General features: G+C 42.1%; 21 protein-coding genes. 12 read left to right on the top strand and 9 right to left on the bottom strand.

The features are described 5' to 3' along the window. The first annotated feature begins 188 nt into the window (after positions 1-188). Both pheS and pheT read left to right on the top strand, forming a co-directional pair. Positions 189-1,172 carry a phenylalanine--tRNA ligase subunit alpha gene (gene pheS / locus MED222_RS11270; RefSeq protein WP_004734764.1) on the top strand — a complete coding sequence of 328 codons (984 nt, stop codon included), beginning with the start codon at positions 189-191 and terminating at the stop codon, positions 1,170-1,172. Positions 1,173-1,190: 18 nt separating this feature from the next. Then, a complete protein-coding gene (gene pheT / locus MED222_RS11275; RefSeq protein ID WP_009847000.1) occupies positions 1,191-3,578 on the top strand; it encodes a phenylalanine--tRNA ligase subunit beta in 2,388 nt (795 codons plus the stop codon). A 190-nt stretch (positions 3,579-3,768) separates the two neighbouring features. On the opposite strand, the gene MED222_RS11280 is transcribed toward pheT, so the two are convergent. Further along, a complete protein-coding gene (locus MED222_RS11280; RefSeq protein ID WP_009846999.1) occupies positions 3,769-6,486 on the bottom strand; it encodes an NB-ARC domain-containing protein in 2,718 nt (905 codons plus the stop codon). Between the two features lie 492 nt (positions 6,487-6,978). Between MED222_RS11280 and MED222_RS11285 the strand changes: the two genes are divergently transcribed. After that, positions 6,979-7,851 (top strand): alpha/beta fold hydrolase, encoded by an 873-nt coding sequence (locus tag MED222_RS11285; RefSeq protein WP_009846998.1) that lies wholly within the window; start codon positions 6,979-6,981, stop codon positions 7,849-7,851. Positions 7,852-7,952: 101 nt separating this feature from the next. Here MED222_RS11285 and MED222_RS22735 read toward each other — a convergent pair whose 3' ends face one another. Further along, positions 7,953-8,075: a hypothetical protein gene (locus MED222_RS22735; RefSeq protein WP_009846997.1), complete on the bottom strand. Its 123-nt coding sequence runs from the start codon at positions 8,073-8,075 to the stop codon at positions 7,953-7,955. Positions 8,076-8,135: 60 nt separating this feature from the next. Beyond that, positions 8,136-8,393 (bottom strand): hypothetical protein, encoded by a 258-nt coding sequence (locus MED222_RS11290; protein WP_009846996.1) that lies wholly within the window; start codon positions 8,391-8,393, stop codon positions 8,136-8,138. 436 nt (positions 8,394-8,829) lie between these two features. Here MED222_RS11290 and MED222_RS11295 point away from each other — a divergent pair, with 436 nt between their 5' ends. Then, positions 8,830-9,756 (top strand): hypothetical protein, encoded by a 927-nt coding sequence (locus MED222_RS11295; RefSeq protein ID WP_009846995.1) that lies wholly within the window; start codon positions 8,830-8,832, stop codon positions 9,754-9,756. A gap of 116 nt (positions 9,757-9,872) precedes the next feature. On the opposite strand, the gene MED222_RS11300 is transcribed toward MED222_RS11295, so the two are convergent. Further along, positions 9,873-11,381: a DUF3360 domain-containing protein gene (locus MED222_RS11300; protein ID WP_009846994.1), complete on the bottom strand. Its 1,509-nt coding sequence runs from the start codon at positions 11,379-11,381 to the stop codon at positions 9,873-9,875. A 412-nt stretch (positions 11,382-11,793) separates the two neighbouring features. On the opposite strand from MED222_RS11300, the gene MED222_RS11305 reads away from it, so the two are divergent. The 3 genes from MED222_RS11305 (at position 11,794) to MED222_RS11315 (ending at position 13,940) form a co-directional block, all read left to right on the top strand. Beyond that, on the top strand, positions 11,794-12,348 hold the full coding sequence (locus MED222_RS11305) for a hypothetical protein (protein ID WP_009846993.1): 555 nt from the start codon (positions 11,794-11,796) through the stop codon (positions 12,346-12,348). Positions 12,349-12,683: 335 nt separating this feature from the next. Continuing rightward, entirely contained in the window at positions 12,684-13,556 is an 873-nt protein-coding gene (locus tag MED222_RS11310; RefSeq protein ID WP_009846992.1) for a patatin-like phospholipase family protein, read from the top strand. Between the two features lie 15 nt (positions 13,557-13,571). After that, positions 13,572-13,940, top strand: coding sequence for a hypothetical protein (locus MED222_RS11315; RefSeq protein WP_083784069.1), 369 nt, complete (start codon positions 13,572-13,574; stop codon positions 13,938-13,940). 88 nt (positions 13,941-14,028) lie between these two features. Here the strand turns inward: MED222_RS11315 and folM are convergent, their stop codons facing one another. From folM to folK, 4 genes are all read right to left on the bottom strand, one after another. After that, entirely contained in the window at positions 14,029-14,745 is a 717-nt protein-coding gene (gene folM, locus MED222_RS11320; RefSeq protein WP_009846990.1) for a dihydromonapterin reductase, read from the bottom strand. Next, positions 14,742-15,380: a GTP cyclohydrolase I FolE gene (gene folE / locus MED222_RS11325; RefSeq protein WP_009846989.1), complete on the bottom strand. Its 639-nt coding sequence runs from the start codon at positions 15,378-15,380 to the stop codon at positions 14,742-14,744. The genes folM and folE overlap by 4 nt, the downstream gene beginning before the upstream one ends. 10 nt (positions 15,381-15,390) lie before the next feature. Then, positions 15,391-15,768 (bottom strand): dihydroneopterin triphosphate 2'-epimerase, encoded by a 378-nt coding sequence (gene folX / locus MED222_RS11330; RefSeq protein ID WP_009846988.1) that lies wholly within the window; start codon positions 15,766-15,768, stop codon positions 15,391-15,393. Positions 15,769-15,895: 127 nt separating this feature from the next. Beyond that, positions 15,896-16,393 (bottom strand): 2-amino-4-hydroxy-6-hydroxymethyldihydropteridine diphosphokinase, encoded by a 498-nt coding sequence (folK, locus tag MED222_RS11335; RefSeq protein ID WP_009846987.1) that lies wholly within the window; start codon positions 16,391-16,393, stop codon positions 15,896-15,898. Positions 16,394-16,564: 171 nt separating this feature from the next. On the opposite strand from folK, the gene MED222_RS11340 reads away from it, so the two are divergent. The 5 genes from MED222_RS11340 (at position 16,565) to MED222_RS11360 (ending at position 20,951) form a co-directional block, all read left to right on the top strand. Then, on the top strand, positions 16,565-16,903 hold the full coding sequence (locus MED222_RS11340) for a hypothetical protein (RefSeq protein WP_009846986.1): 339 nt from the start codon (positions 16,565-16,567) through the stop codon (positions 16,901-16,903). Positions 16,904-17,253: 350 nt separating this feature from the next. Next, positions 17,254-17,853 carry a hypothetical protein gene (locus MED222_RS11345; RefSeq protein ID WP_009846985.1) on the top strand — a complete coding sequence of 200 codons (600 nt, stop codon included), beginning with the start codon at positions 17,254-17,256 and terminating at the stop codon, positions 17,851-17,853. A 191-nt stretch (positions 17,854-18,044) separates the two neighbouring features. Then, entirely contained in the window at positions 18,045-18,644 is a 600-nt protein-coding gene (locus tag MED222_RS11350) for a hypothetical protein (protein WP_009846984.1), read from the top strand. Between the two features lie 191 nt (positions 18,645-18,835). Continuing rightward, positions 18,836-19,435 (top strand): hypothetical protein, encoded by a 600-nt coding sequence (locus tag MED222_RS11355; RefSeq protein ID WP_009846983.1) that lies wholly within the window; start codon positions 18,836-18,838, stop codon positions 19,433-19,435. Further along, complete coding sequence (locus tag MED222_RS11360; protein ID WP_009846982.1) at positions 19,428-20,951, top strand: hypothetical protein; 1,524 nt, start codon at positions 19,428-19,430, stop codon at positions 20,949-20,951. The genes MED222_RS11355 and MED222_RS11360 overlap by 8 nt, the downstream gene beginning before the upstream one ends. 237 nt (positions 20,952-21,188) lie before the next feature. Here the strand turns inward: MED222_RS11360 and MED222_RS11365 are convergent, their stop codons facing one another. Beyond that, positions 21,189-22,196, bottom strand: a complete 1,008-nt coding sequence (locus MED222_RS11365) for a tetratricopeptide repeat protein (protein WP_009846981.1) — start codon at positions 22,194-22,196, stop codon at positions 21,189-21,191. Positions 22,197-22,379 lie beyond the last annotated feature (183 nt).

The raw sequence follows: 22,379 nt of genomic DNA, 5'->3' as shown, positions 1-22,379 counted from the left end.
TTCTCTTTGATTTCATCGATTTCAATGAAATTCTGTTTTCTAACGTTAAATTTGCCGTGTTTTTAGTCAATAACTTGCTCTTTTAGCGATTCAATTTGGCATTGGTAGCGTGTTTGATTACTATGTGTAGCTATCTAAAAAAACTAATCATCCGATACGGACACTACCAACTGGTAGATGAGGAAATGATGCAACATCTAGAAGAGATCATTGCTAATGCAACGACTGCTATTGATACAGCAGATTCGTTAGTCGCACTTGATGAAGTGCGAGTTCAGTATTTAGGTAAGAAGGGTGAACTCACTCTTCAACTACAAAGCCTAGGTAAACTTCCACCTGAAGAGCGTCGCACTGCTGGTCAAGAGATCAACAAAGCGAAAGGTGCTGTTCAACAAGCGATCGCAGCTCGTAAAGACGCACTACAACGTGCAGAGCTTGAAGCGAAACTAGCTGAAGAAACTATCGATGTGAGCCTACCTGGTCGTCGCATTGAGAACGGTGGTCTTCACCCAGTTACTCGCACAGTTGAGCGTATCGAACAGTTCTTTGGTGAGCTTGGCTTTAGCACTGAGTCTGGCCCTGAGATCGAAGATGCATTCCACAACTTTGATGCACTAAACATCGCAGACGATCACCCAGCTCGTACTGATCACGATACTTTCTTCTTCAACCCTGATCTAATGCTACGTACGCACACTTCTGGTGTTCAAATCCGTACGATGGAAAACGGCAAACCGCCATTCCGCTTCATTGCTCCGGGTCGTGTTTACCGTAACGACTACGATCAAACTCACACGCCAATGTTCCACCAAGTGGAAGGTATGTTAGTTGATGAGAACGTAAACTTCGCACAACTTAAAGGCATTCTTAACGATTTCCTTTGTAACTTCTTTGAAGAAGAAGTTGAAGTGCGTTTCCGTCCTTCATTCTTCCCGTTCACAGAGCCTTCAGCTGAAGTTGACGTGAAACGTAAAGATGGCAAATGGCTAGAAGTTCTAGGCTGTGGCATGGTTCACCCTAACGTACTTCGCTCTGTTGGCATCGACCCTGAGAAATACTCTGGTTTTGCATTCGGTATGGGTGTAGAGCGTCTAACGATGCTTCGTTACGGCGTAAATGACCTTCGTGCGTTCTTCGAGAACGACCTTCGTTTCCTTAAACAATTCAAGTAATCCGGGGCAGTCAAAACTATGAAATTCAGTGAATCTTGGCTACGCGAGTGGGTTAAACCTGCAATTAACAGCGAAGAGCTAGCTCACCAAATCACTATGGCTGGTTTGGAAGTTGACGATGTAGAACCTGTTGCTGGTGAATTCACCGGCGTTAAAGTAGGTAAAGTGGTTGAGTGCGGTCAGCACCCAGACGCAGACAAACTACAAGTAACTAAAATTGATATCGGCGAAGAAGAACTTTTAGACATCGTATGTGGTGCATCTAACTGTCGTCTTGGCCTAACTGTAGCAGTAGCAACAGTTGGCGCAGTACTTCCTGGTGACTTCAAAATCAAGAAAGCAAAACTACGTGGCGTTCCATCGCACGGCATGCTTTGTTCTTTCTCTGAGCTAGGTATCGACGTAGAGTCAGACGGCATCCTTGAGCTGCCAGAAGGCACAACGCTAGGTATGGACGTACGTGAGCTTCTTGAGCTTAACGACGTAACTATCGACGTAGACCTAACAGCAAACCGCGCAGACTGCTTCAGCATCCGTGGCCTTGCTCGTGAAGTTGGCGTACTAAACCGCGCAGACGTTACAGAGCCAACAGTTGAAGCTGTTGCAACAAGCATTGAAGACACAGTATCTGTTGAAATCAAAGCAACTGATGCTTGTCCACGTTACCTTGGCCGTGTGGTTAAGAACGTAGACGTGAAAGCGGAATCTCCAATCTGGATGCAAGAAAAACTGCGTCGTTGTGGTATCCGTTCAATCGACCCAGTTGTAGACATCACAAACTACGTGATGCTAGAGCAAGGCCAACCAATGCACGCATTTGATCTAGCTAAGATCGAAGGCGGTATCGTGGTTCGTCTAGCAGAGCAGGGCGAAAAGCTAACACTTCTAGATGGCAACGAAGCTGAACTAAACAGCAACACGCTTGTTATCGCTGACCACAACAAAGCACTAGCAATCGCTGGTATCTTTGGCGGTCAAGATTCAGGTGTTACTACTGAAACAACAGACGTACTTCTTGAAGCAGCATTCTTCGCACCGGATCACATCCGTGGTCGCGCACGTGCTTACGGCCTTCACACTGATTCTTCTCTACGTTTCGAACGTGGTGTTGATTCAACGCTACAAGCAGCAGCAATGGAGCGTGCAACACAGCTTCTAGTTGAAATCTGTGGTGGTGAAGTTGCGCCAGTAAACGGCAGCGAATCTGAAGCTGATCTTCCTAAAGCAAACGTAGTTGCTCTACGTCGCGCTAAGCTAGACAGCCTACTAGGTCACGAAATCCCATCTACAGACGTAGTGGAAATTCTTACTCGCCTAGGTTGTGAAGTTGAAAGCACTGATGCTGGCTGGACGGCAACGTCTCCATCTTGGCGTTTTGATATCGCAATCGAGCAAGACCTAATTGAAGAAGTAGGTCGTATCTACGGTTACGATAACATTCCAAACCAAGCGCCTAAAGCGGCACTTAAAATGAATGACCACAAAGAAGCTCACCAACCGCTTAAGCGCGTTCGTGACCTTCTTGTAGACCGTGGCTACCACGAAGCAATCACATACAGCTTCGTAGAACCAGAGCAGCAAAAACTTGTTGTACCTGGTGTTGAGCCGCTAATCCTGCCATTCCCAATCTCTGCGGATATGTCAGCAATGCGTCTTGGCCTAATCCAAGGTCTACTAAACACAGTTGTTCATAACCAGAAGCGTCAACAGTCTCGCGTTCGTCTATTCGAATCAGGCCTACGTTTCATCCCTGAAGCAACAGCTGAAAACGGCATGCGCCAAGAAATGATGCTTGCGGGCGTTATCTCTGGTACTCGTGGCGAAGAGCACTGGGACATTGCAACTAACACTGTAGATTTCTTCGATCTTAAAGGTGACCTAGAAGCCGTTCTTGAGCTTTCTGCAAACGAAATCGCATACAGCTTCAAAGCAGCGAAGCACCCAGCACTTCACCCAGGTCAAACTGCGGCTATCATAGTAGACGGCAAAGAAGTGGGTATCATTGGTACTGTTCACCCAGAACTAGAGCGTAAGTTTGGTCTTAACGGCCGTACTATCGTATTCGAAATCGAATGGGCAGCTATCAACACTCGCGTGCTTCCAGAAGCAGTAGCCGTATCTAAGTTCCCTGCAAACCGTCGTGATATCGCAGTAGTTGTTGACGAAGCAGTCGCTTCTGGCGACATCGTTGAAGCGTGTATCGCAGCGGGTGGCGAATTCCTAACAGGCGCTAAACTGTTCGACGTATACGTTGGTCAAGGCGTTGAAGAAGGTAAGAAGAGCCTAGCAATCGCACTTAGCCTACAGTCTGTAGAGCGCACACTTGAAGATGCAGACATCGCTGGTTCAGTAGATGCTATCGTAGCTTCAATCTCAGAGAAATTCGGCGCAGCACTTCGCGACTAATCTCTCTGATAGATAGAAAAACCAAAGGCCTCGCATTGCGAGGCCTTTTTGTTTTTGTTGGATAAGGAGTAGGGTGCTCACTCATTATTGGACATAGGCGAGCTAGATTCTAGCTCGTAAATATAGGATTAGTAATGTATGCCGAAACATCAGGGTAAACGCAAGACCTAACACTGATTCATATGCGAGACTAGCTATTAGATGATGCAACCTCAACGTTTTCTGCAATATATCCTTTATCATTTTTTCCTATAGTGAAAGACACGCTTATATCTTTTTCTCCTATTCTGTCATCTAATATATGTCTAGGAATAAGAGCATATCTACTAAAAAAGTATCTATTGCATTTGTTATCGAATACAAAACCATAAGAAACGCCATTACTATGACCGGCAATCAGTTTTTCTATATGACCATCAACTCTAGAACCTACCTCTCTAGTAAGGAGAGAATCAAATCGTGAGAGTATTTGATGTATTTTATAACTGTTCTCAGTTTCGTCTAATCCACCTATTTGAATTAAGTGAGACTTTAGCTCTTGTAAACAATCTATATTCAATTCATTTAACTGGCGGTCAATCAAAGATAGTATTTCATTGTTTATAGAGTTATCTGAACTAAATTTATAGTAAGATAGTCCTTCACGATAAATTTTACATAGCTTATCTATTATTGATCTATCATAATCGTCATTATCTAATGCTCTAGATATTATACCCACGGCAAGTTGCAACTGATTTTTCGCCTCATCAGAATCTTTGTGTGCGATATATTGTTCTGACATTCGTCTTCTGCAATCAGAAGCTTGATCATAAGTACTAATTCTAAATTTCTTATGACTTGATATCTGTTTGTCCGATAAAATGTCATCATAAATAATATTTGCATTAGCATAATCACCCATTACTTTATAAGTGAAAGCTAATTGACTTTTACAAGGAATAGAACTTGGGTCAATTTTAAGTCCGCATTCTAATTGATGTATAGCTTCTTCGTATTGCTCTTCAAAATTCAAAAACTTAGCATATGAGTATCTTGCAATCATTGATTTTTCGTTATATTCAATTGCTGTTTCATATTCTGATGCAGCAAGCCAAGGTTGTTCCTTTTGTAGCAAAAATGCATGTACCCTGTAGCACTCTGAGAAATCTGGCATTAGTTCTTTAGCTTGGTTGATTTTTTCAATCGCGCTTTCATATTCTTTTGATAAGTGCAACTTAATGGCAGTACTTAAGTAAGTCGCACAAATTTTTTGGTCGTTACTTTCCCAAACCACATTTTTTGGATCAAACTCATATGCATATTTAGATACACCTTGACTAGCAACTATAGTTCTTAAACTAGATCTTCTTTCCCTTACAAGTTGGTATATTTCCTTTGTAATTGCATTAATACTTTTCAAGTAGCTTTCAGCGACGTTTGTTAATATAAATTTAGGCTCATCGAAGTCTGCATCATCTGAAGACATCAACATACTTGAATTTCTTAGTCGGTGTATAGCTTCTTCTAAAACTATATGATGCATTTCATCTAGAAAGAACCGTAACTCAACTAAAGACATTGGCTTACCTAAGCATGCAATGACTAATACTATTTTTAATTCATCGTCTGTGAGTTTTTCGTACAAATTTTCAAAGCAAAAGCTCAAAGCTTCTTTGAAATTCTTGCTGTCTTTATTTACTAGTTTTTTTGGGTTAGCACCATAAGCATATGAGCGGACATACCATCTAATTAATAGTGGGTTATGGAATAGCTTTATACAAAGACTTTCCAGTTGCGCATTATTTTTTTTAAATAACTCAGTAACATTTAGGACTTTTGCCATATTACGAGTCAAATCTATAGCTGATCTTTTATCTAATTTATCTAATTTATACCTGAATTCAAGTTCTCCTAATGCCATTCTGGTTGTAATGAGAACTTTAGAACCATCTGGAATATTGGCAAGGAAGTGCCTGATTTTAGTTGTAGATATAGTTTCTAAATTATCAATGCAAAGAAGAACTTTAAATTCCCTCATGTAATTTAGTATTTCCTCTAAAGTGTCTTCAAAACTATCTATATTGGTAGATGTTAGAAAGTTATTTACATGTTGAAATAGTCCGATACTATCTGTGATTGCATTGGCTATTTGCCTTGCTCCATTAACAGTTAGTTCGTTAGCTTTTAATGTTACCCACGCAATTATTTCAAACCTTTGGTTAGATTCTTCACAGCTGTCTAAAATATCGTATAAGCATCTTTGAGCTAAAGCTGTTTTACCTATTCCTCCTTCTCCTACAATAGTAATTACACGTGTGTCAGATAGAAGTAGCTTATTAATTGAGTCTCTATCATGTACTCGACCTAGAAAACCAGTATCATCAAACTCTACCATAGGTAAATTATGGAAAATGTTATTTTTATCTTCTTCCCATATTTTTGGAGTAGATACAGTTGACAAATATGCTCTATTATCCAAATTGTGAATCGTATCTTTAATTTGTCTAAAGGTATAATTATCTGACTTATCAAGTAAATCAACACAGAACTGTCTCAAGTTGAAAAAATCGGAAGATTCTAAAGGCCTACTATGGCAAACACGATTTCGACAGGGGGCCAATACTTCTAGCTGTTCACATATATAAGATAGTAAATCTTTATCCAGTATTTTTTGTTGATTTTTTACTTTATTTAGGATTTTTAAAGTGTCAGAAAAATCGATAAACTGAAGGAAATCTATTAATTCCTCACTCCCGTCTAATTTTCCATCATTTTCTCGAGTGTATCTTTCAAGTACCTTTTCACTAATATCTTTAGGTAGCGAACTTCTTGAACCTAACGCTTTTAGTATGAAGTCACGTAAATCTTCTTCTATAGCTGAAATGATACCAAAACAAGATAACCTTACCGTTGTCGTATTACTCACTTTATATCCTTATGCTTTAAATCTTTTGCACATCGTAGCATATTAATCATTTAGTGATTTGTGATGAATGTTATAGTCAGAAACTAACGTAGTTACTCATTACTAGATACATAGAAAGTAGATAACGATTTGTAAAACTTTTTAGACCATAGGGTAGAAGTGTTTTAGTTATCCTGTGCGAGTCTAGGCTGTTTGCTACTTTGTGAGTTAATAAAATCTATGACGCTCGAAGCCGTTCATCAATGCGATTCTTGTCAAAGGGAATATCTTTTGACTCCAATTGCTTGGTGTTAGTAGGGTATGTCCTTACTATTTGATAGAAGAACCATTCTAGTGTTGCCAACAAACCTTGGGGCAGAAATGAGTCACCCCAACAGAAGAGTTCTTTATCTAGATCACACTTGACCTGTCTACAACTTCACACTCTATAGTGGCTATATTGATTGAGAGGGGCGTTTTCTGTGTTCCCTCCAAAGTAAGTAGAGAGACACTATGAAACGTTTAATTCTAAACATCACACTCTTGGTATTCATGGCACTTGGTAGCATGAATGCCATGGCTCATGATTCAACGGTTAAGTACGGTATTGCGATATCTCACGATGGTGAGCAAATTGCGTATGGCGAAAGTGGGAGTGGGGAGACAGCGCTGATCTTCATTCATGGTTGGAGCTTAGACAGCAGGCTGTGGCAAAACCAAGTGAGTGAGTTTTCAAAGCAGTACCAAGTGATCACCATGGACTTAGCAGGGCACGGTAACTCGTCGTTTAACCGCGAAGAGTACACTATGGTTGCATTCGCCGAAGACATCAAAGCCGTAATCGAGAAAGAACAACTCGAATCTGTCATCTTAGTCGGCCATTCCATGGCGGGTGGTGTTATTGCAGAAGCCGCTAAACTTATGCCGAAAAGAGTGAAGGGCATTATTGGTGTAGACACATCGCAAAACGTCGCACTAGCGGTTTCACAAAGCGACCTAGATGTAATGACTAAACCGTTTGAAGCAGACTTCCAAGCGGGCATTACTATGTTCGTGAAAGACTCGCTACCAAAAGATGTAGACGCAGATTTACTTTACTGGGTAACGCAAGACATGTCCTCAGCGCCGCCAGCTATCGCGATAAATCAGTTTCGTCATTATCTAGGCCAATACGTAACAGGCGAAGCACACCGCGTGTATGAGAACGTGAATGTGCCAGTAATATTGGTTAACGCTCGCCTATGGCCAACGGATTCAGAAGCGAACAAGAAACACATCAAGGATTACAGTCTTTACTACATTGAAGACTCAGGCCACTTCCCAATGCTTGAGCAACCACAGCAGTTCAACACAACGTTGATGAAAGCGGTTAAGTCAGTGAAGTAGGGCGGTTGTAATCATTCTATAGATAAAATTAAGGCCTCGCGATTGCGAGGCCTTAGTTTTTTGAGTCTAATCGATGGAGTCTGTCACTCTGACAGAGTCCATTATTTTTTGTCTTGAGATTCTTTATATTTTTTTGCAATCCACTCATGCAAATGAAGCCCCGTTTGACGCTGTAGGAATACACTGATACCAGCCAAAATTAACAGTCCAATTATTGTGCCCATAATCATCTCCACGCTTTGTCATTTTTTAAATTAAGTTTAATCAATACGTTAGTGTTTTGATTAATCCATTGATTTCATTATTTTATCTATATTAAGCCCACCAAGATCCTCGAGGTTATTCTTAATCTCTTCATCTATTGATAGCTGGCGTTCCACTTTCTTTATTTCCTTCTCAAGAAACTTTTCAACTTCTTGAGATACGTTGAACATTAAGCCCTGTTCACGCGCTGCTTTTCTCGCTCGTTTAAGACGAACATCTAAGTCTGGTGAGATTTTGATGTTCAGTGATACTTTGGATTGTTTTTTCTGTAATGACATATCGATTCTCAACTTTATCTAAAAAATACTATAAACTTTTCTACCTTTTTAGCAAGAAATTTCGACGTTGACGGATTTAGAAGCGAACAAGAAAAACATCAAAGACTACAGCATTTACTGCATTGAAGGCTCAGGTCACTGTAGTTGTTAAAGGGTAGTTATAGCCGTTAGATAGATAAAACTAAGGCCTCGCGTGTGCGAGGCCTTTTTTTGTTAGTTGGAGGTTTTGCTAGCGACATTTATTCTCAACTTGCGAGTGATGATCGTATCGTTCACTCGTTTATGGTCCTTTAACGACGGCCTCATAGTTATATAAATGCTCTACCAACCACCCCTAGATACGGAATTAGCACCACTGTTATTAGTAAGGGCTGACCGAATCTAGTAGTGCTTTCTACTGATAATAATTTTAACTATGTGTTTAGGACGTCCTGCTATGGCTAAGAAAATAATATTCATTCATGGTCGCGCTCAAAAGCCCGATAAAGCTTCCCTTCAAGCACTTTGGTGCGAGGCTATAGAACATGGCTTACAGCGAGATTGTGGAGACTCAAGTTCGTTACAAGCCTTTAAAGATGTCGATAAACGGTTTGTCTATTACGGTGAACTATCAAACTCATTGTTAGATAAACCAACGGAAGATCCTGCAAGTCGACAACAAGCGCTGTCTGAACTCAAAAAGTACAAGACAAGCCAGTTCAATAAAACAACGTATAATAAGGTATCTAAAATTGGTTTTCTGAAAGAGGCGTTAGCAGATACTTTTTCATCGCTCTTTGGAACGCTAGGTGTGGCTGAGACACTGATAACGAAGGTCGCGCCAGATATGGCGCATTATTGGAATGAAGATACCTATTTTGGTAGCGATGTTAGGCGCAGGCTAATGGTTGAACTGAAGGAAGCGCTTGATAATCAAGATGATGTGATGATTGTATCGCACAGTCTCGGGTCGATGATCAGTTACGACGTGTTGTGGAAGCTGTCTCATTACGGAGAGTATAGGCATGAATATGGTGCGGATAAGAAGGTCAACTTATTGCTTACGCTCGGGTCACCGTTAGGCGATGAAAACGTAAAAGATAGGCTAAAAGGGAGTCGCTTGAAAGATGAGAAGAAGTACCCTTTAAACATTCAGCAATGGATAAACATATCGGCAGAAGATGATTTTATCTCTCATGACAGCAAAATTAAAAATGACTTTAAAGACATGCTCAAACTGGATCTGATACCCGGTGGAATGAAAGATATCCACCCGATCTATAACCTTAATATTCGCAACAGAAAAAGCAATCCGCATGCTTCCATCGGTTATCTAATCAATCCTAAATTCATTACAGTACTGGACGAATGGCTCTCTAATTGATTTGGTTTTATCATCGCCAATTGCTTCGGTGATCGTTCGTTGAAACTTAGATAAAACAAGGCCTCGCATGTGCGAGGCCTTTTTGTTTGTCGACTAAAACTAAATATTAATGGAGCTTAACGAAAACTCGGGATAATCGCCGGAATCCCCGGTAGAAGGCCAACTAACGCCATTACACCACTTAGCACAATGAACATAATGCCAGGCAACACCCAACGGCTCATTTTACTAAGCTCACTACTACGTTCTTTACAACCGACTAAGCCTAAGTTATCCAATAGCATGGTGAGAGCCCAACCAAATGCAGGGTTAACGAGCGCTGAAGAAAATACAACAATCGCTGCTGATTGTGTGGTTTTCCCTTCACGCGTCATTTCCATTCCAGCTTCTAGCAATGGCACAAATACCCCAACAATGAGCGCAACACAAAGCACAGGTTGCCAGATAGCTAGATCCATCGGGTAACCCCAAACCGCGGCGATGATACAGAACAGAGCTGTGAGCAATGCGCCGGCAGGAATAGGGCGTTTAGCAATCGCCGCTGGTACGATGTAAGTACCCCATGAAGACGTAAAGTTAGTACCGCCGAGCAGAGAGCCGAACGTTTGACGAATTGAAGCCGTGGTCATGGTGTCGTCAATGTTCATGTGTACTTTCTCGGTACGTTCTGGATAGCTGATTTTTTGAAACACTTGATGGCCTAAGAAATCTGGCGACCACATCGCTACGGCTAGAATCGCAAACGGCAATACCACCATGAAATGTTCAATCGTTGGTAGGCCTAACATCCAGCCTGTATCTTCTCCCCACCAATACATAGGGTTCATGTTAGGTAAGCCTGGCTCAGTGTGGAAAGCGAATGGGGCACCCATGGCAAATGCAATCGTACCACCCAGTAAACAACTAAGAGGTACGGCTAACCAACGTTTGCGGAAGTGTTCCAATAACGCGTACAAGATAATGGTGCAAAAGATGACGACAAACGCGATGTGGCTCATGCCAATTCCTTCAGCCCAAGCGAACAGCTTTTTCACTTGAGAAGCGGTTCCAACAAAGCCAAGGTAGAGCAATAATCCGCCACATACGCCTTTACTGGTGAGGTTGGCCAACATACTGCCCCCTTTACTGATGGCTAAGATTAGGCCAAAAGCGCCAATCAGCAATCCAAACGCCATAGGGTGTCCGCCTGCTGCAACCACAATCGGAATTAAAGGAATGAGTGGGCCGTGTGTACCTGCGAGGTTCGCGGTCGGCAACAGGAAGCCAGAGAAAATAATAATGAAAACAGAGGCGATGAGGAGTTCATAACGAACGTTTTCTAGAATGAAGTCTTCATTTAATCCGAGAGCCCCAGCAAAGGTGGCTGCAATAGCGCCCACCATAACCACTTTACCAATGGTCGCCGCCATCGCTGGGATGGTGTCTTCTATCTCAAATCGATAATCTTTAAACGGCAAATTTGGACGCCAGCGCTTAGGCGACATGATTTGCAATTCGTGTTCTAGATACTGTTCTCGGGAATCAAATTCCGATCTTGGTTTATGTTGTTGTTCATAGGTGAGTTCATCCTCATGGACTTGAGGCTTCTCTGTTTGTATATGTGCGGACTCTAAAGTAGTGCTCATTTTGATTCCTTTCGTTCACACTCTGAGGTGTGTTATTCCAACAAACGTTGTTGACTCACGGCATGAAGTGAAAACAATGCGTCAACTTATCATTAAAAATTCATTAACATTTAGTTGTTAGTACCTTATACCAAACCAAAAAAAACAAATAGACTCAGTCGGTTAGACATTAGTCGTAGAGTCGGACGACTAGTATTAGACCCTGTAGATAGTATGTGTCTGTTTATTTGTAGGCGATGAGCTTTATTGGTAATAAATGAATATCTAACAAGAAATGCTTGGCGTTAAAGCATCAGATAGCATCCATCGATGAGTGGTTTCTGGGGTAACGTTTTTGGTTAAAAACTATTGATAATAATTCTCATTACGTTACCTTGTGGGCTCAAACACACTCATTGTTGCGGAGACCAACATGGAACACTCGGATATTACTCAACTGCTTATTCCAAAGAGCGATTGGGCATCGCCTGATCTCTTTCTCTATGAAGGGGAAGACAAACTTCATCTGAGCTTAGAAGGCGCAATTCAATACAGTGGATTGAACAGCATTGGTGGCGTGGTTCTGGGCTTTAGGATGATCCAACATGCGGTGCAACTCGCGGCGGGTGAGCAGTCTTTGCAACGTGATGGCATCAGTGTTTATACCGCGTTCCCTGGACGTGGTGCTCAAGATGCTTTTGAGTACACATGCCGCGCACTGCGTGATAGGCGCTATTGCTGTGATACCACATTGCATCACCCAGCAGCGCAAACCGGACAACGTGGTCAGTTCTTGTTTACGCTTCGCTTGAATGAACAGTCTATGGTGATGACGCCAGCAGACGGGCTTCCAAGAAAGAGCTATTTTGAGGCCGACAGACACGCACAAGAAGGTCGAGAGGCAGCATTGAGATGGCGCGATGAGAAGATCAACTTCGCCAATACGCTCTTGAGCTTGTCGCCAGAAGAGTGCTTACGCGTGTTGTAATTCTTTGTTCTCACTTACAGAATGAGCTCAAAAACACAATGAATAATAAGAGGTCGCTCCCTTTCAAGTGGGCGACCTTTTTTGTATCAAGCGCTCACGGAAACCAGATTCCTAGTCGCGCTTAGGCTTGCTGGAATGACTCACTTTTAGCTTAGTGCGGTAGTCTAAAGTCTATGAGTTTCGGCAATCAACTCAAGCTGCCCGATCTCGATCCGCGACACATTTAGGCACGCAGGTGGTGCAGTTTTCAAAGCATTACACAGCTTACACTGACACGAAGTGATATAATTTTTGCCTAAAGCTTTGAAGAGCTAATGAATTAAAGGATGAGTACGATGGAAAAAACGATCTCGTTGGTACTTGGCAGTGGTGGCGCAAGAGGCTTGGTTCACGTTGGAATCATCCGTTGGTTAATTGAGCATGGCTACCAGATAAAATCCATCTCTGGTTGTTCAATTGGCGCACTTATCGGTGGTGTCTATGCGGCGGGTAAGTTGGATGAATTTGAAGAGTGGGTCACCAGTATCGACCAATCGGATATGGCGATGATGTTGGACTTTTCATGGCAATCGAGTGGTATCTTCAAAGGGGACAAGATCATCGAAACGCTGCGTGGGCTGATCGGCGAGATTTCAATTGAAGATCTGCCTATACCTTATACCGCAGTCGCTGCCAACGTCGCCGATGAAAAAGAGGTTTGGCTGCAATCCGGTTCTCTGTTTGATGCCATTCGCGCTTCTATCTCTTTGCCATTGTTCTTCACGCCTCATGTGATTAATGGCGAAGCGCTGATTGATGGCGGGGTACTCAATCCCGTACCGATTGCGCCTACCTTTGGTGATAAGACAGACTTTACTCTTGCTGTGAACTTAGGCGGCGAACCTGAAATTGTTCAACAGGAAGTGATACCGGTTTCCCTACCGACAAAAGAGAGCAATCTGCATGAGAAGGTTGTTCACTTTATCGATAATCTAGGTAGCAGTGTAAAAAGTAAAATGAGCTTTAACTTTGCAGCCTACGACATTGCCAACCAAGCGTTTGATGCGATGCAATCGACCATTGCTCGCCAAAAATTGGCCGCTTATCCTGCCGATATTACGCTTGAAATCCCACGTAATGCCTGTGGCACCTTAGAGTTTGATCGTTCACAAGAGATGATAGATAGAGGCTACCATTTGGCACAGGCTAAATTGGGCAATCGACTTTAATGTATTTGCTGCTGAATGAGAGTATTTATGGAAACTGAACTAAAACTATCTGAACTCAAAGAATTGGTCACAACAAAAGATGTCATCGTGCTCACCAGCTCAGAAGCAACTGCCGTATCTTGGTTGATAGAGTGTTATCAAGAGAACGCCGATATCCAGATTATCGAGAGCGCACACCAGCTAGATACTGAAGCGGTTTTGGCGCAATGCCGAAGCAGCCTGAGTGAAAATAAAAAGGTCATACTTACCGCGCAGTTTCGTAGCCAGCTCCCTATCATCAACATCGCTTCACTGTGTAATGAGAAGCGCAAGTCATTGATCAATATTGAGTTGTTAGGCTGGGATGAAGAGACTCGCCTTCCTCAGTCTTATACTAGTTTCTAGGTCATAGCAGTTTCTAGCTTATAACGGTTTCTAGTTAACCGCATTCGCTATATAGCAGCAGTTTTAGGTAGCAGACAATGTAAGCGCATTACTTCAAATGTCTGCCGCCATCAAGGTGCAAAGTTCTTCCTGTCATGTAGTGACTGGCCAACACAAACTTGATGCCATCTATTATTTCCTCAAAGCCCGCTTCTGTGGGAATCAGAGCTTTCTGCAGCGCTTTGGTCTTGTATGCCTCATCGTCATGCTCATTAAACTTAATCATGGCTGGAGAGAGGGTATTTACTTTGACCTTGGGAGCCAGCATCGCTGAAAACGATAGCGTTAGGTTGTTGAGCGCCGCTTTACTGGCCGCGTAAGCAATGTGCTTTTTACTGCCTTTTTCTGCAACGTAGTCACTGATGTGGATGATGTCTGAAGTTTGATCGCCAGATATCAGTTGGTCTTTGAGTGTTAAATTGAACAGATAAGGCACGGTAGCGTGAATCGTCATCATCTGGTGCATGATGTGTGATGCATTTTCACTGGGATCTTTCTTGCTCTCAGGTTTCCAGTCCGAAGCGTTGTGTATGACGGCTCTGAGTGTCTTATATTCTTGACCAACATAATCAAGAAAGCCCTCTAAGCTGCTTTGTTGATAAAAGTCTACTTGCTGCAAGTCGGCTCCATTGTCGCGCAACCGTTGCAGTTGAGGATAGTCGCTGCGGTAAGTGCCAACCACTTTGTATCCATCCGCTATAAGTTGCTGCGCCAATGCGAATCCGAGTCGCTTTCCCACGCCGGTTATCAATATCGTTTCACTCATCGTAAAAACTCAGCTCTGGTTTGAGGGTTAGTTTTGAAAATACCACCGAGAGCGGTTGTTGAGGTTTCAGAGTTTGCATCCATGACGCCCCTGGATTTAACGCAATAGTGCGTGGCTTTAATCGTCACGGCCACGTTTTCTGTCTCTACTAGAGTCTGTATCGCGACTAGGATTTGCTGAGTAAGGCGTTCTTGTACCTGAGGACGCTGAGCAAAGAATCGAACGATACGGTTTATTTTAGACAGCCCAAGAATCTTGTTTTCAGGTATATAAGCCACTTCCGCTAAACCATCGATGGTAATGAAGTGGTGTTCGCACGTCGACGTTAAATCGATATCCGATACCTTGACCATTTCATCAACCGACATTTTGTTTTCTATAACACTGATTTTCGGGAAGTTATCGTAATCGAGCCCTGAAAATATCTCATGGACGTACATCTTTGCAATGCGATGAGGTGTTTCAGCAAGGCTGTCATCGGTTAAATCCAGTCCAAGCGTACTGACCACTTCCGTCAACAGTCCTTTGATGCGGTTGTACTTCTGGTTGGGGTTCATTTCGCTCTCTGTCATTGGAGTTTCAAGTCCTCTTGCGAGCAAAGCTTCTCTTACTTTTTCGGCTTCTGTGTTCAGCATGACGCACTCCTTATGAATTATTGTCGTTGTCTGCTTCATAGCTCAGAGTGAGCGAAACAGAGTCAGCAAAACGTAGTGCATGAGGCTTGTCGATTCTCACTTGAGCGTATTTCACCCAAGGATGGTCGATACAAATGCCGAGAACGTCACTGGTTAGCTTTTCCAAAAGCAGAAACCTTCCGGATTCGACGTGTTGAATGATCTTCTTGCAGATGTTTTTGTAGTTAAGCGCGTTGTCCACATCATCAGAGAGGCAAAGGTTGTTCGCGGGGTAGTGGATCTCTGCATTGATAACAATGTCTTGCTGCTTGGACTTTTCTTCTTCGTTGAAGCCGATGAAGGCTCTTAGTCTCAGGTTCGTAATAGTGATAATGGCGTTGTGATTCATAACAGTGTCCAATCCTTAGAAAGTGAAGTCAGTTACGTGCTTGTTTTAAGAAAAGATCAGTAAAGCTCATGCGAATAAAATTTCAGTTGTTCCTATTGCAGCAGTTCTTTTTTCAGTCATGGAAAGGCTAAGTGAAACTGAGCTCGAACGGGATGGGTTCGGTTTTCTGACTTAACTGATTGAAGTTTTCCCAGAGCTGCTGAAATGAGATGTCTAGAGTGGGGTGACGTTCTTGCGCGGCAATATCAACTAACGGCCTAAGCACAAATGCGTACTCGGTGATTTCGCCTCTAGGCAGCTCTACGCCATCGATAACGCCCACTTGATTACCATAAAGAAGGATGTCGATATCCATCGTCCGTGAAGCATAGGCTTTAGTCTGACGCTTGCGATCATTCTCTGATTCGATTTGATGCAGAACCTTAACCAGATCTGCGATAGGAAGGGTACATTCGAACCCAACGACTAGGTTTAAGAAGTTATCCCCTTTAAAACCGACAGGCTCGCAATCGTAGAATTTAGAAATGTGTAGGGGCGCAAAGCGGTCATGCAATGCTTTGAGAGATTCTGTGACGTGATGTTCGCGGTTAATGTTGCTTCCGATGCTTACATAGACGGTGGCCATAGTCTTTCCTTTTTGTTTAAGAAACCTATACGTCCAACTCGCGATGAAGATCAGCTATGCATCCTCTTAAAAACAGGAAGATAAAAGAAAATAGGGTTCTGCCGCAAATCGCGTCTGATAGTGATAGAATCCCCGCATCAGAATTATCGAGAATCTAGGTATTTATAAACAATGTTTATCCATCACGTTAACGGCATCGACTGGCTGGTGATTACAGCTTTTGAAGAACTGAAAACTATGTTTATCGAAGATGCAGGCCCCATCCCATCTTACTTCTCGACCGCCAGTGAATTGAGCCTGATTGATCAAGCCAAGCGCAGCTATGGATTTTTACCTAAACTCCGCGGTGTGATCACCGATACCGGCACGTATCAAAGTGAAAATCTTGACGAAGATTTGAACCCACAGCTTGCGTGCATAGTGGAAGGGCGAGGTCGAGTGTTTATCTATCACGGCGACTATGTGGCTTTTGTCGATGACGAACAAACCTTCATTACCCGAATGGACTGAGAGTGATTCAGTGGGTTTGGAGCGGTTGATTGGTTAATTGAATAATGGGTTGCGAATAAGCTGCTCTGTAGATAAAACTAAGGCCTCGCGTGTGCGAGGCCTTTTTTATGTGTTGTTTAGCGAGCGAAATAACTTGGCCAGAAGCTCGTGATAATATACTGCCAACCCCCGTTCAAATATCCCCCTTAATTGATATTTTTCCCCTCTTTTGAAACACAGAAAAGATTGAGGGTAACAACATCTAATTTCCTATTTTTGTTTGTTATGCCCCTATGCGAACTCTTTATTATTCAGTGAGTTAATTTGTTCGTATTCTCTGGTAACTATTTGAAATACTAGGGGATACAGAAATGAAAAATGGGTTAGTCTGCGCATTAGCCGTGATGATAATCGTGGGGTGCAAAGAATCGAATGAGCCAAACGCTGCTGTAGTGGAACAACCGAGTGTCATATCTCACATAGATAAAACACCTGAGCTAGTTGCGGAATTAAAGGCACAAGAAACAATTGATGATCAACTTAGGCTGCTTTATGAGCGTTTTGAACCCATGCTTGACCGCAGTGACTCTCTTACTGGTACGGATGCAAACAATGATGGTATCCGCGACGACATTGAGGCGTTTATTAATGCGTTAGAAGTGACCGAGCCAGTCCGAAAAGCCTTAAAACAAGAGGCTCGGCAGGCACAAGAAAGTCTTTATCACGACTGGAGTGAAAAGAATAACGCCAATATAAAAAAGGCACTAGCGATTAGCCATAAATATAACAAAATTCTCGCTTGTAAGAAATTTGTTGGTATTGATGTTGATGACAATATAAATACAGGAAGAACCGTTGATGTACTCACTTACAATACAAAAGCCCGCACTATGACTTACTTGGCTTATAACCACCTATTAGATGGTTCCGTAAGTACCTCTCTAAAAGTAGAGGCTAAGTACTGTGAATAAGTTAGTCACCCCGTTCAAATCTCCCCCTTAATTGATATTTTTCCCCTCTTTTGAAACACAGAAAAGATTGAGGGTAACAACATCTAATTTCCTATTTTTGTTTGTTATGCCCCTATGCAAGCTCTTTATTATTCAGTGAGTTAATTTGTCCGTATTCTCTGGTGTCTATTTGAAATACTAGGGAAACAAAAATGAAAAATGGGTTAGTCTGCACATTAGCCGTGATGATAATCGCGGGGTGCAAAGAATCGAATGAGCCAAACGTAACTGTAGTGGAACAACCGAGTGTCATCTCTCACATAGAGAAAACACCGGAACTAATTGCAGAATTAAAGGCACAGCCGACCATTGATGATCAACTTAGGCTGCTTTATGAGCGTTTTGAACCCATGCTTGACCGCAGTGACTCTCTTACTGGTACGGATGCAAACAACGATGGTATCCGCGACGACATTGAGGCGTTTATTAATGCGCTAGAAGTGACCGAGCCAGTCCGAAAATCCTTAAAACAAAACGCTCGCTACTCACAAGAAAACCTGTACCACGACTTCTCGAAAAAGACTAAAGCCAATATCGACAAGGCAATGGCGATGGGTAATAAATATAACAAAGTTATCGCCTGTAAGAAGTTTGTTGGCATTCCAGTCAGAGATAGAACAAATACAGGAAAAACCATTAGAGCTCTCACCTACAACACCAAAGCACGCACCATGGCCTACCTTGCTTATAGCCACCTATTAGATGGTTCCGTAAGTACCTCTCTAAAAGCAGAGGTACAGTACTGTGAATAAGCTAGTCACCCCGTTCAAATCTCCCCCTTAATTGATATTTCCCCCCTTTTTTGAAACACAGAAAAGGCGGAGGGTAACAACATCTAATTTCCTATTTTTGTTTGTTATGCCCCTATGCAAACTCTTTATTATTCAGTGATTTAATTTATCCGTATTCTCTGGTATCTATTTGAAATACTAGGGAAACAAAAATGAAAAATTTGTTAGTTTGCACTTTATCGGTGATGTTAATTGTAGGATGTAAAGGATCTAATAAGGCAATTGAAAATGGAGTGGAACAACCGATTGTCATATCAAACATAGAGAAAACACCTGAGCTAGTTGCGGAATTAAAGGCACAAGAGACAATTGATGATCAACTTAGGCTGCTTTATGAGCGTTTTGAACCCATGCTTGACCGCAGTGACTCTCTTACTGGTACTGATGCAAACAATGATGGTATCCGCGACGACATTGAGGCGTTTATTAATGCGCTAGAAGTGACCGAGCCAGTCCGAAAATCCTTAAAACAAAACGCTCGTTACACACAAGAAAATCTCTATCACGATTTTTCACAGAAGACCCATGCTAACATCAAAAAAGCCCTCGAAATTTCATACAAGTACGACGAAGTCCTCGCCTGTGAAGAGTTTGTAGGAATTGATATTGATGACGGCATAAACACCTCCTACACAATCACATCTCTCACCTACAACACCAAAGCTCGTACTATGGCGTACTTAGCTTATAATCATTTACAAGATGGATCTGTAAGTACACTCCTTCCTGCTGAGGCAAAATATTGTGAATAGGCAAACAATATTACTCATATTAGTGGTTTTACTGCCATTCAATGCAATCGCTAACTCATGCAAAATAGAAGGTTACACTATCGCCTTTTTTAATGGGGTAGCAACAACCAAAGAACAAGCTAAAAGGGGACAAAAGAAGATCAAAGCTACTTTAGGTATCAGCCAATACAAAAGTGAGTCTGTCGAATACCAGCTTTTCTATAACGATTCTTATATTGAAGGAAGTGGCCTTAACGTACTGGCTGATTTTGCTGAAACCTTTGACCAAAGAACTTCCGAGTTAGAGCAGAAACAATTCGACCGGTGGGAGGCCTTTTGGGACATCGTAAGCGGTAGGCAAAACAGCGCTATCATCAAAAAAATCAGCGCCACATTTACTTGGTTTGCTGGATTCGTTCTCGACTTCACAAACCAAACCATCAATGCAACCATCACGACATTTTTAAAAGAACTAGCCTCACTTGTTGATGCCCCCGAAACCAGCCAAACTAGAATGCAGCATCATCTTTTAAATGACTCTCTTACGTGGAAAGGAAAAAAGCTCATTTACATCGCGCATTCACAAGGGAACTTGTGGGTAAACGAATCGTACAAGCATGTTACATCTCAATACGGTTACAGTGCCGATAACATTCGCGTCGTTCACATCGCTCCCGCTTCTCCAACCCTTAGCCCAGACAGTGATTATATTTTATCGGCCTCAGACCTTGTGATTAATTTGCTTAACTTTACAGGGATAGGCAGTGTTCCGCCTCCCAACACCACGATAGCACCGAGTAAATTAGACATTACTGGACACGGACTCATTCCTATTTACCTCACTCACCCCAAATCCATTGAGAAAATCAAAGCGTCGGTCGATAAAGCTTTCACGTCTCTTACTAAACCCGAGATGGAAGATTTTTTGTTTAAAATTGAGTTCGATTATAGTGCGAGCTATGACTCACTTCATGATAATCCTGTTTATGAAATTGTTGACGCAAGTAAAACTGACGAATTTGGGTCTTACCTAAAGTCTCCTTCTTTCTATCTCAGCCCAGAGGGTGATTCTTGGTTCAAAAGGAACGTGGATTCTTATGTACAAGATGAAGATAGATTGCCATTTAGAGTTGAGAACAATGCTGTGGTTTTGTTTGATACTTGTAAAAGCCCGAACGAGGCAATGAATGACATTCCATCGAATCCCTCGCAAGACACTTATATGTTCGTACAATGGCGAAATTTAAAACGCTTTGAGCTAGGTACATTTAAAGATATTTGGAGGTCAAGAAAGATGACCGATAGATATGGATTGGTAGATGAAACCCCAATAGCATTTCGAGATATGGACGACGACTATTTCATTTGTGCTGGGGATGGAGATGCTATTGAACTAGAAGCAACACAACACTTTTATAATGAGGAGCAACGTCAGTATTTAGTCACTCAGCATTTGTCTGGACGCTATGATGTGTCGGCACGTTATGCTGTACCTTTTCAAAGTTTTCATCCTACTAATCTCTGTCAAGGCCATTGATTACTAGCTACGTTGAAGGTTCAGGCTATGTCCATATGCTAGAGCAACCAAAGCAGTTTAATGAAAAGTTGATGAAAGCGGCTAAGTTGGTGGAGTCGGGGGACAACCTTTCGATAGATAAAACTAAGGCCTCGTGTGTGTGAGGCCTTAGTTTTGAGGCTGTTACAATAAACCGATCTCTAACGGGTAATTGGATAGAAGTGTTCTAGTCCATGACAATTAGAGTCGTTACTATCCTTACCAGATATCTTCGATTAAAGAGTCTTTAAGCTGCGCAGCTGCGGCAATGTTTTCTTTCGACATGTACTGTTTCACGTCGATTATCTCTTTCTCTGCATCCGAGTTTCCGTATTCCTGCGCGACTTCAAACCATGCTAGCGCTTTAACAAAATCGCTCCATGTACCGTGACCATTACGGTAGGCGTAACCAACGGAATATTGACCATAATCGTTGCCCTGCATTGCGGCGTGAGTGTAATACTCTAATGCTTTTTTTGCGTCTGTAGTTTTGAAACCACACGGTTTTTTGTATCGCGTAGAAGAGTAAATATCACCCATCTTCACATAAGAAAGTGTATGTTCATCTTCTTCAATGGCTTTGCTAAATAATTGCATCGCTTTAGAGCAACTCTTTTCAACGCCTTGTCCATTTAGGTAAGAAATACCCAAATTGTACATAGCACTTGCATCGCCTAAGTTAGCCGATTGCTCAAACCAATACGCAGATTTGGAGAAGTCTTGAGTGACGCCTTGACCTTCATCGTATGAAAATGCGAGTTGATACATAGCGTCAGAATACCCCGCTTTTGCAGAAGCTAGGTAATAATCGTTGCCTTTCTTTAGGTCGACAGGTGTACCTTCACCATCAAAATACATTACGCCTAATGAGTAGAGCACATAAGGGTCTTTGCTGGTTTCAGCTTTGTGGTACCAAGCCAGTGCTTTTTCGTATTGCTCTTCGTAGTAATAATTATCTGCCAAGGTAATCATCGCTTTTACCTCACCAGATTCCGCTACTTGATTCATGTACTCATATCCCCGTTGTAAGTTCTCTTCATACATTGAATCTTCAATTAAAAGGTTAGCAGCCTGCATTAGCAATTCGTTATCGCTAGACGTTTCTGCGTTCTTTAAAAGTGCGAGTTCTTCGCCTTCAAAAGCTTCTATCTCAAGATCGTATGCAAAAGTGCTAGCGGATAGCAGCAGCGACAGTGACGTTAAAAAAGTACAACTTTGTTTTATCATTTAAGCCATTTCTTATATTAGTAATGTTTCACATGAATATAACAAAACAGCTTTGAAAATAAAGGAAATTTCGGGATATCGAAAACCGAATTCACGACAATGAGACCTAGGGCATCTCAATATACTGGAAGCAACCAAGACTGGTTAATAAACGTTGACCCAAGCGATTAACTCTATGGCTTA

Origin of the sequence: Vibrio sp. MED222 (assembly GCF_000153005.1) — a bacterium.
Lineage (GTDB): Bacteria > Pseudomonadota > Gammaproteobacteria > Enterobacterales > Vibrionaceae > Vibrio > Vibrio tasmaniensis_A.
This window is presented reverse-complemented; position numbering and strand designations above follow the sequence as displayed.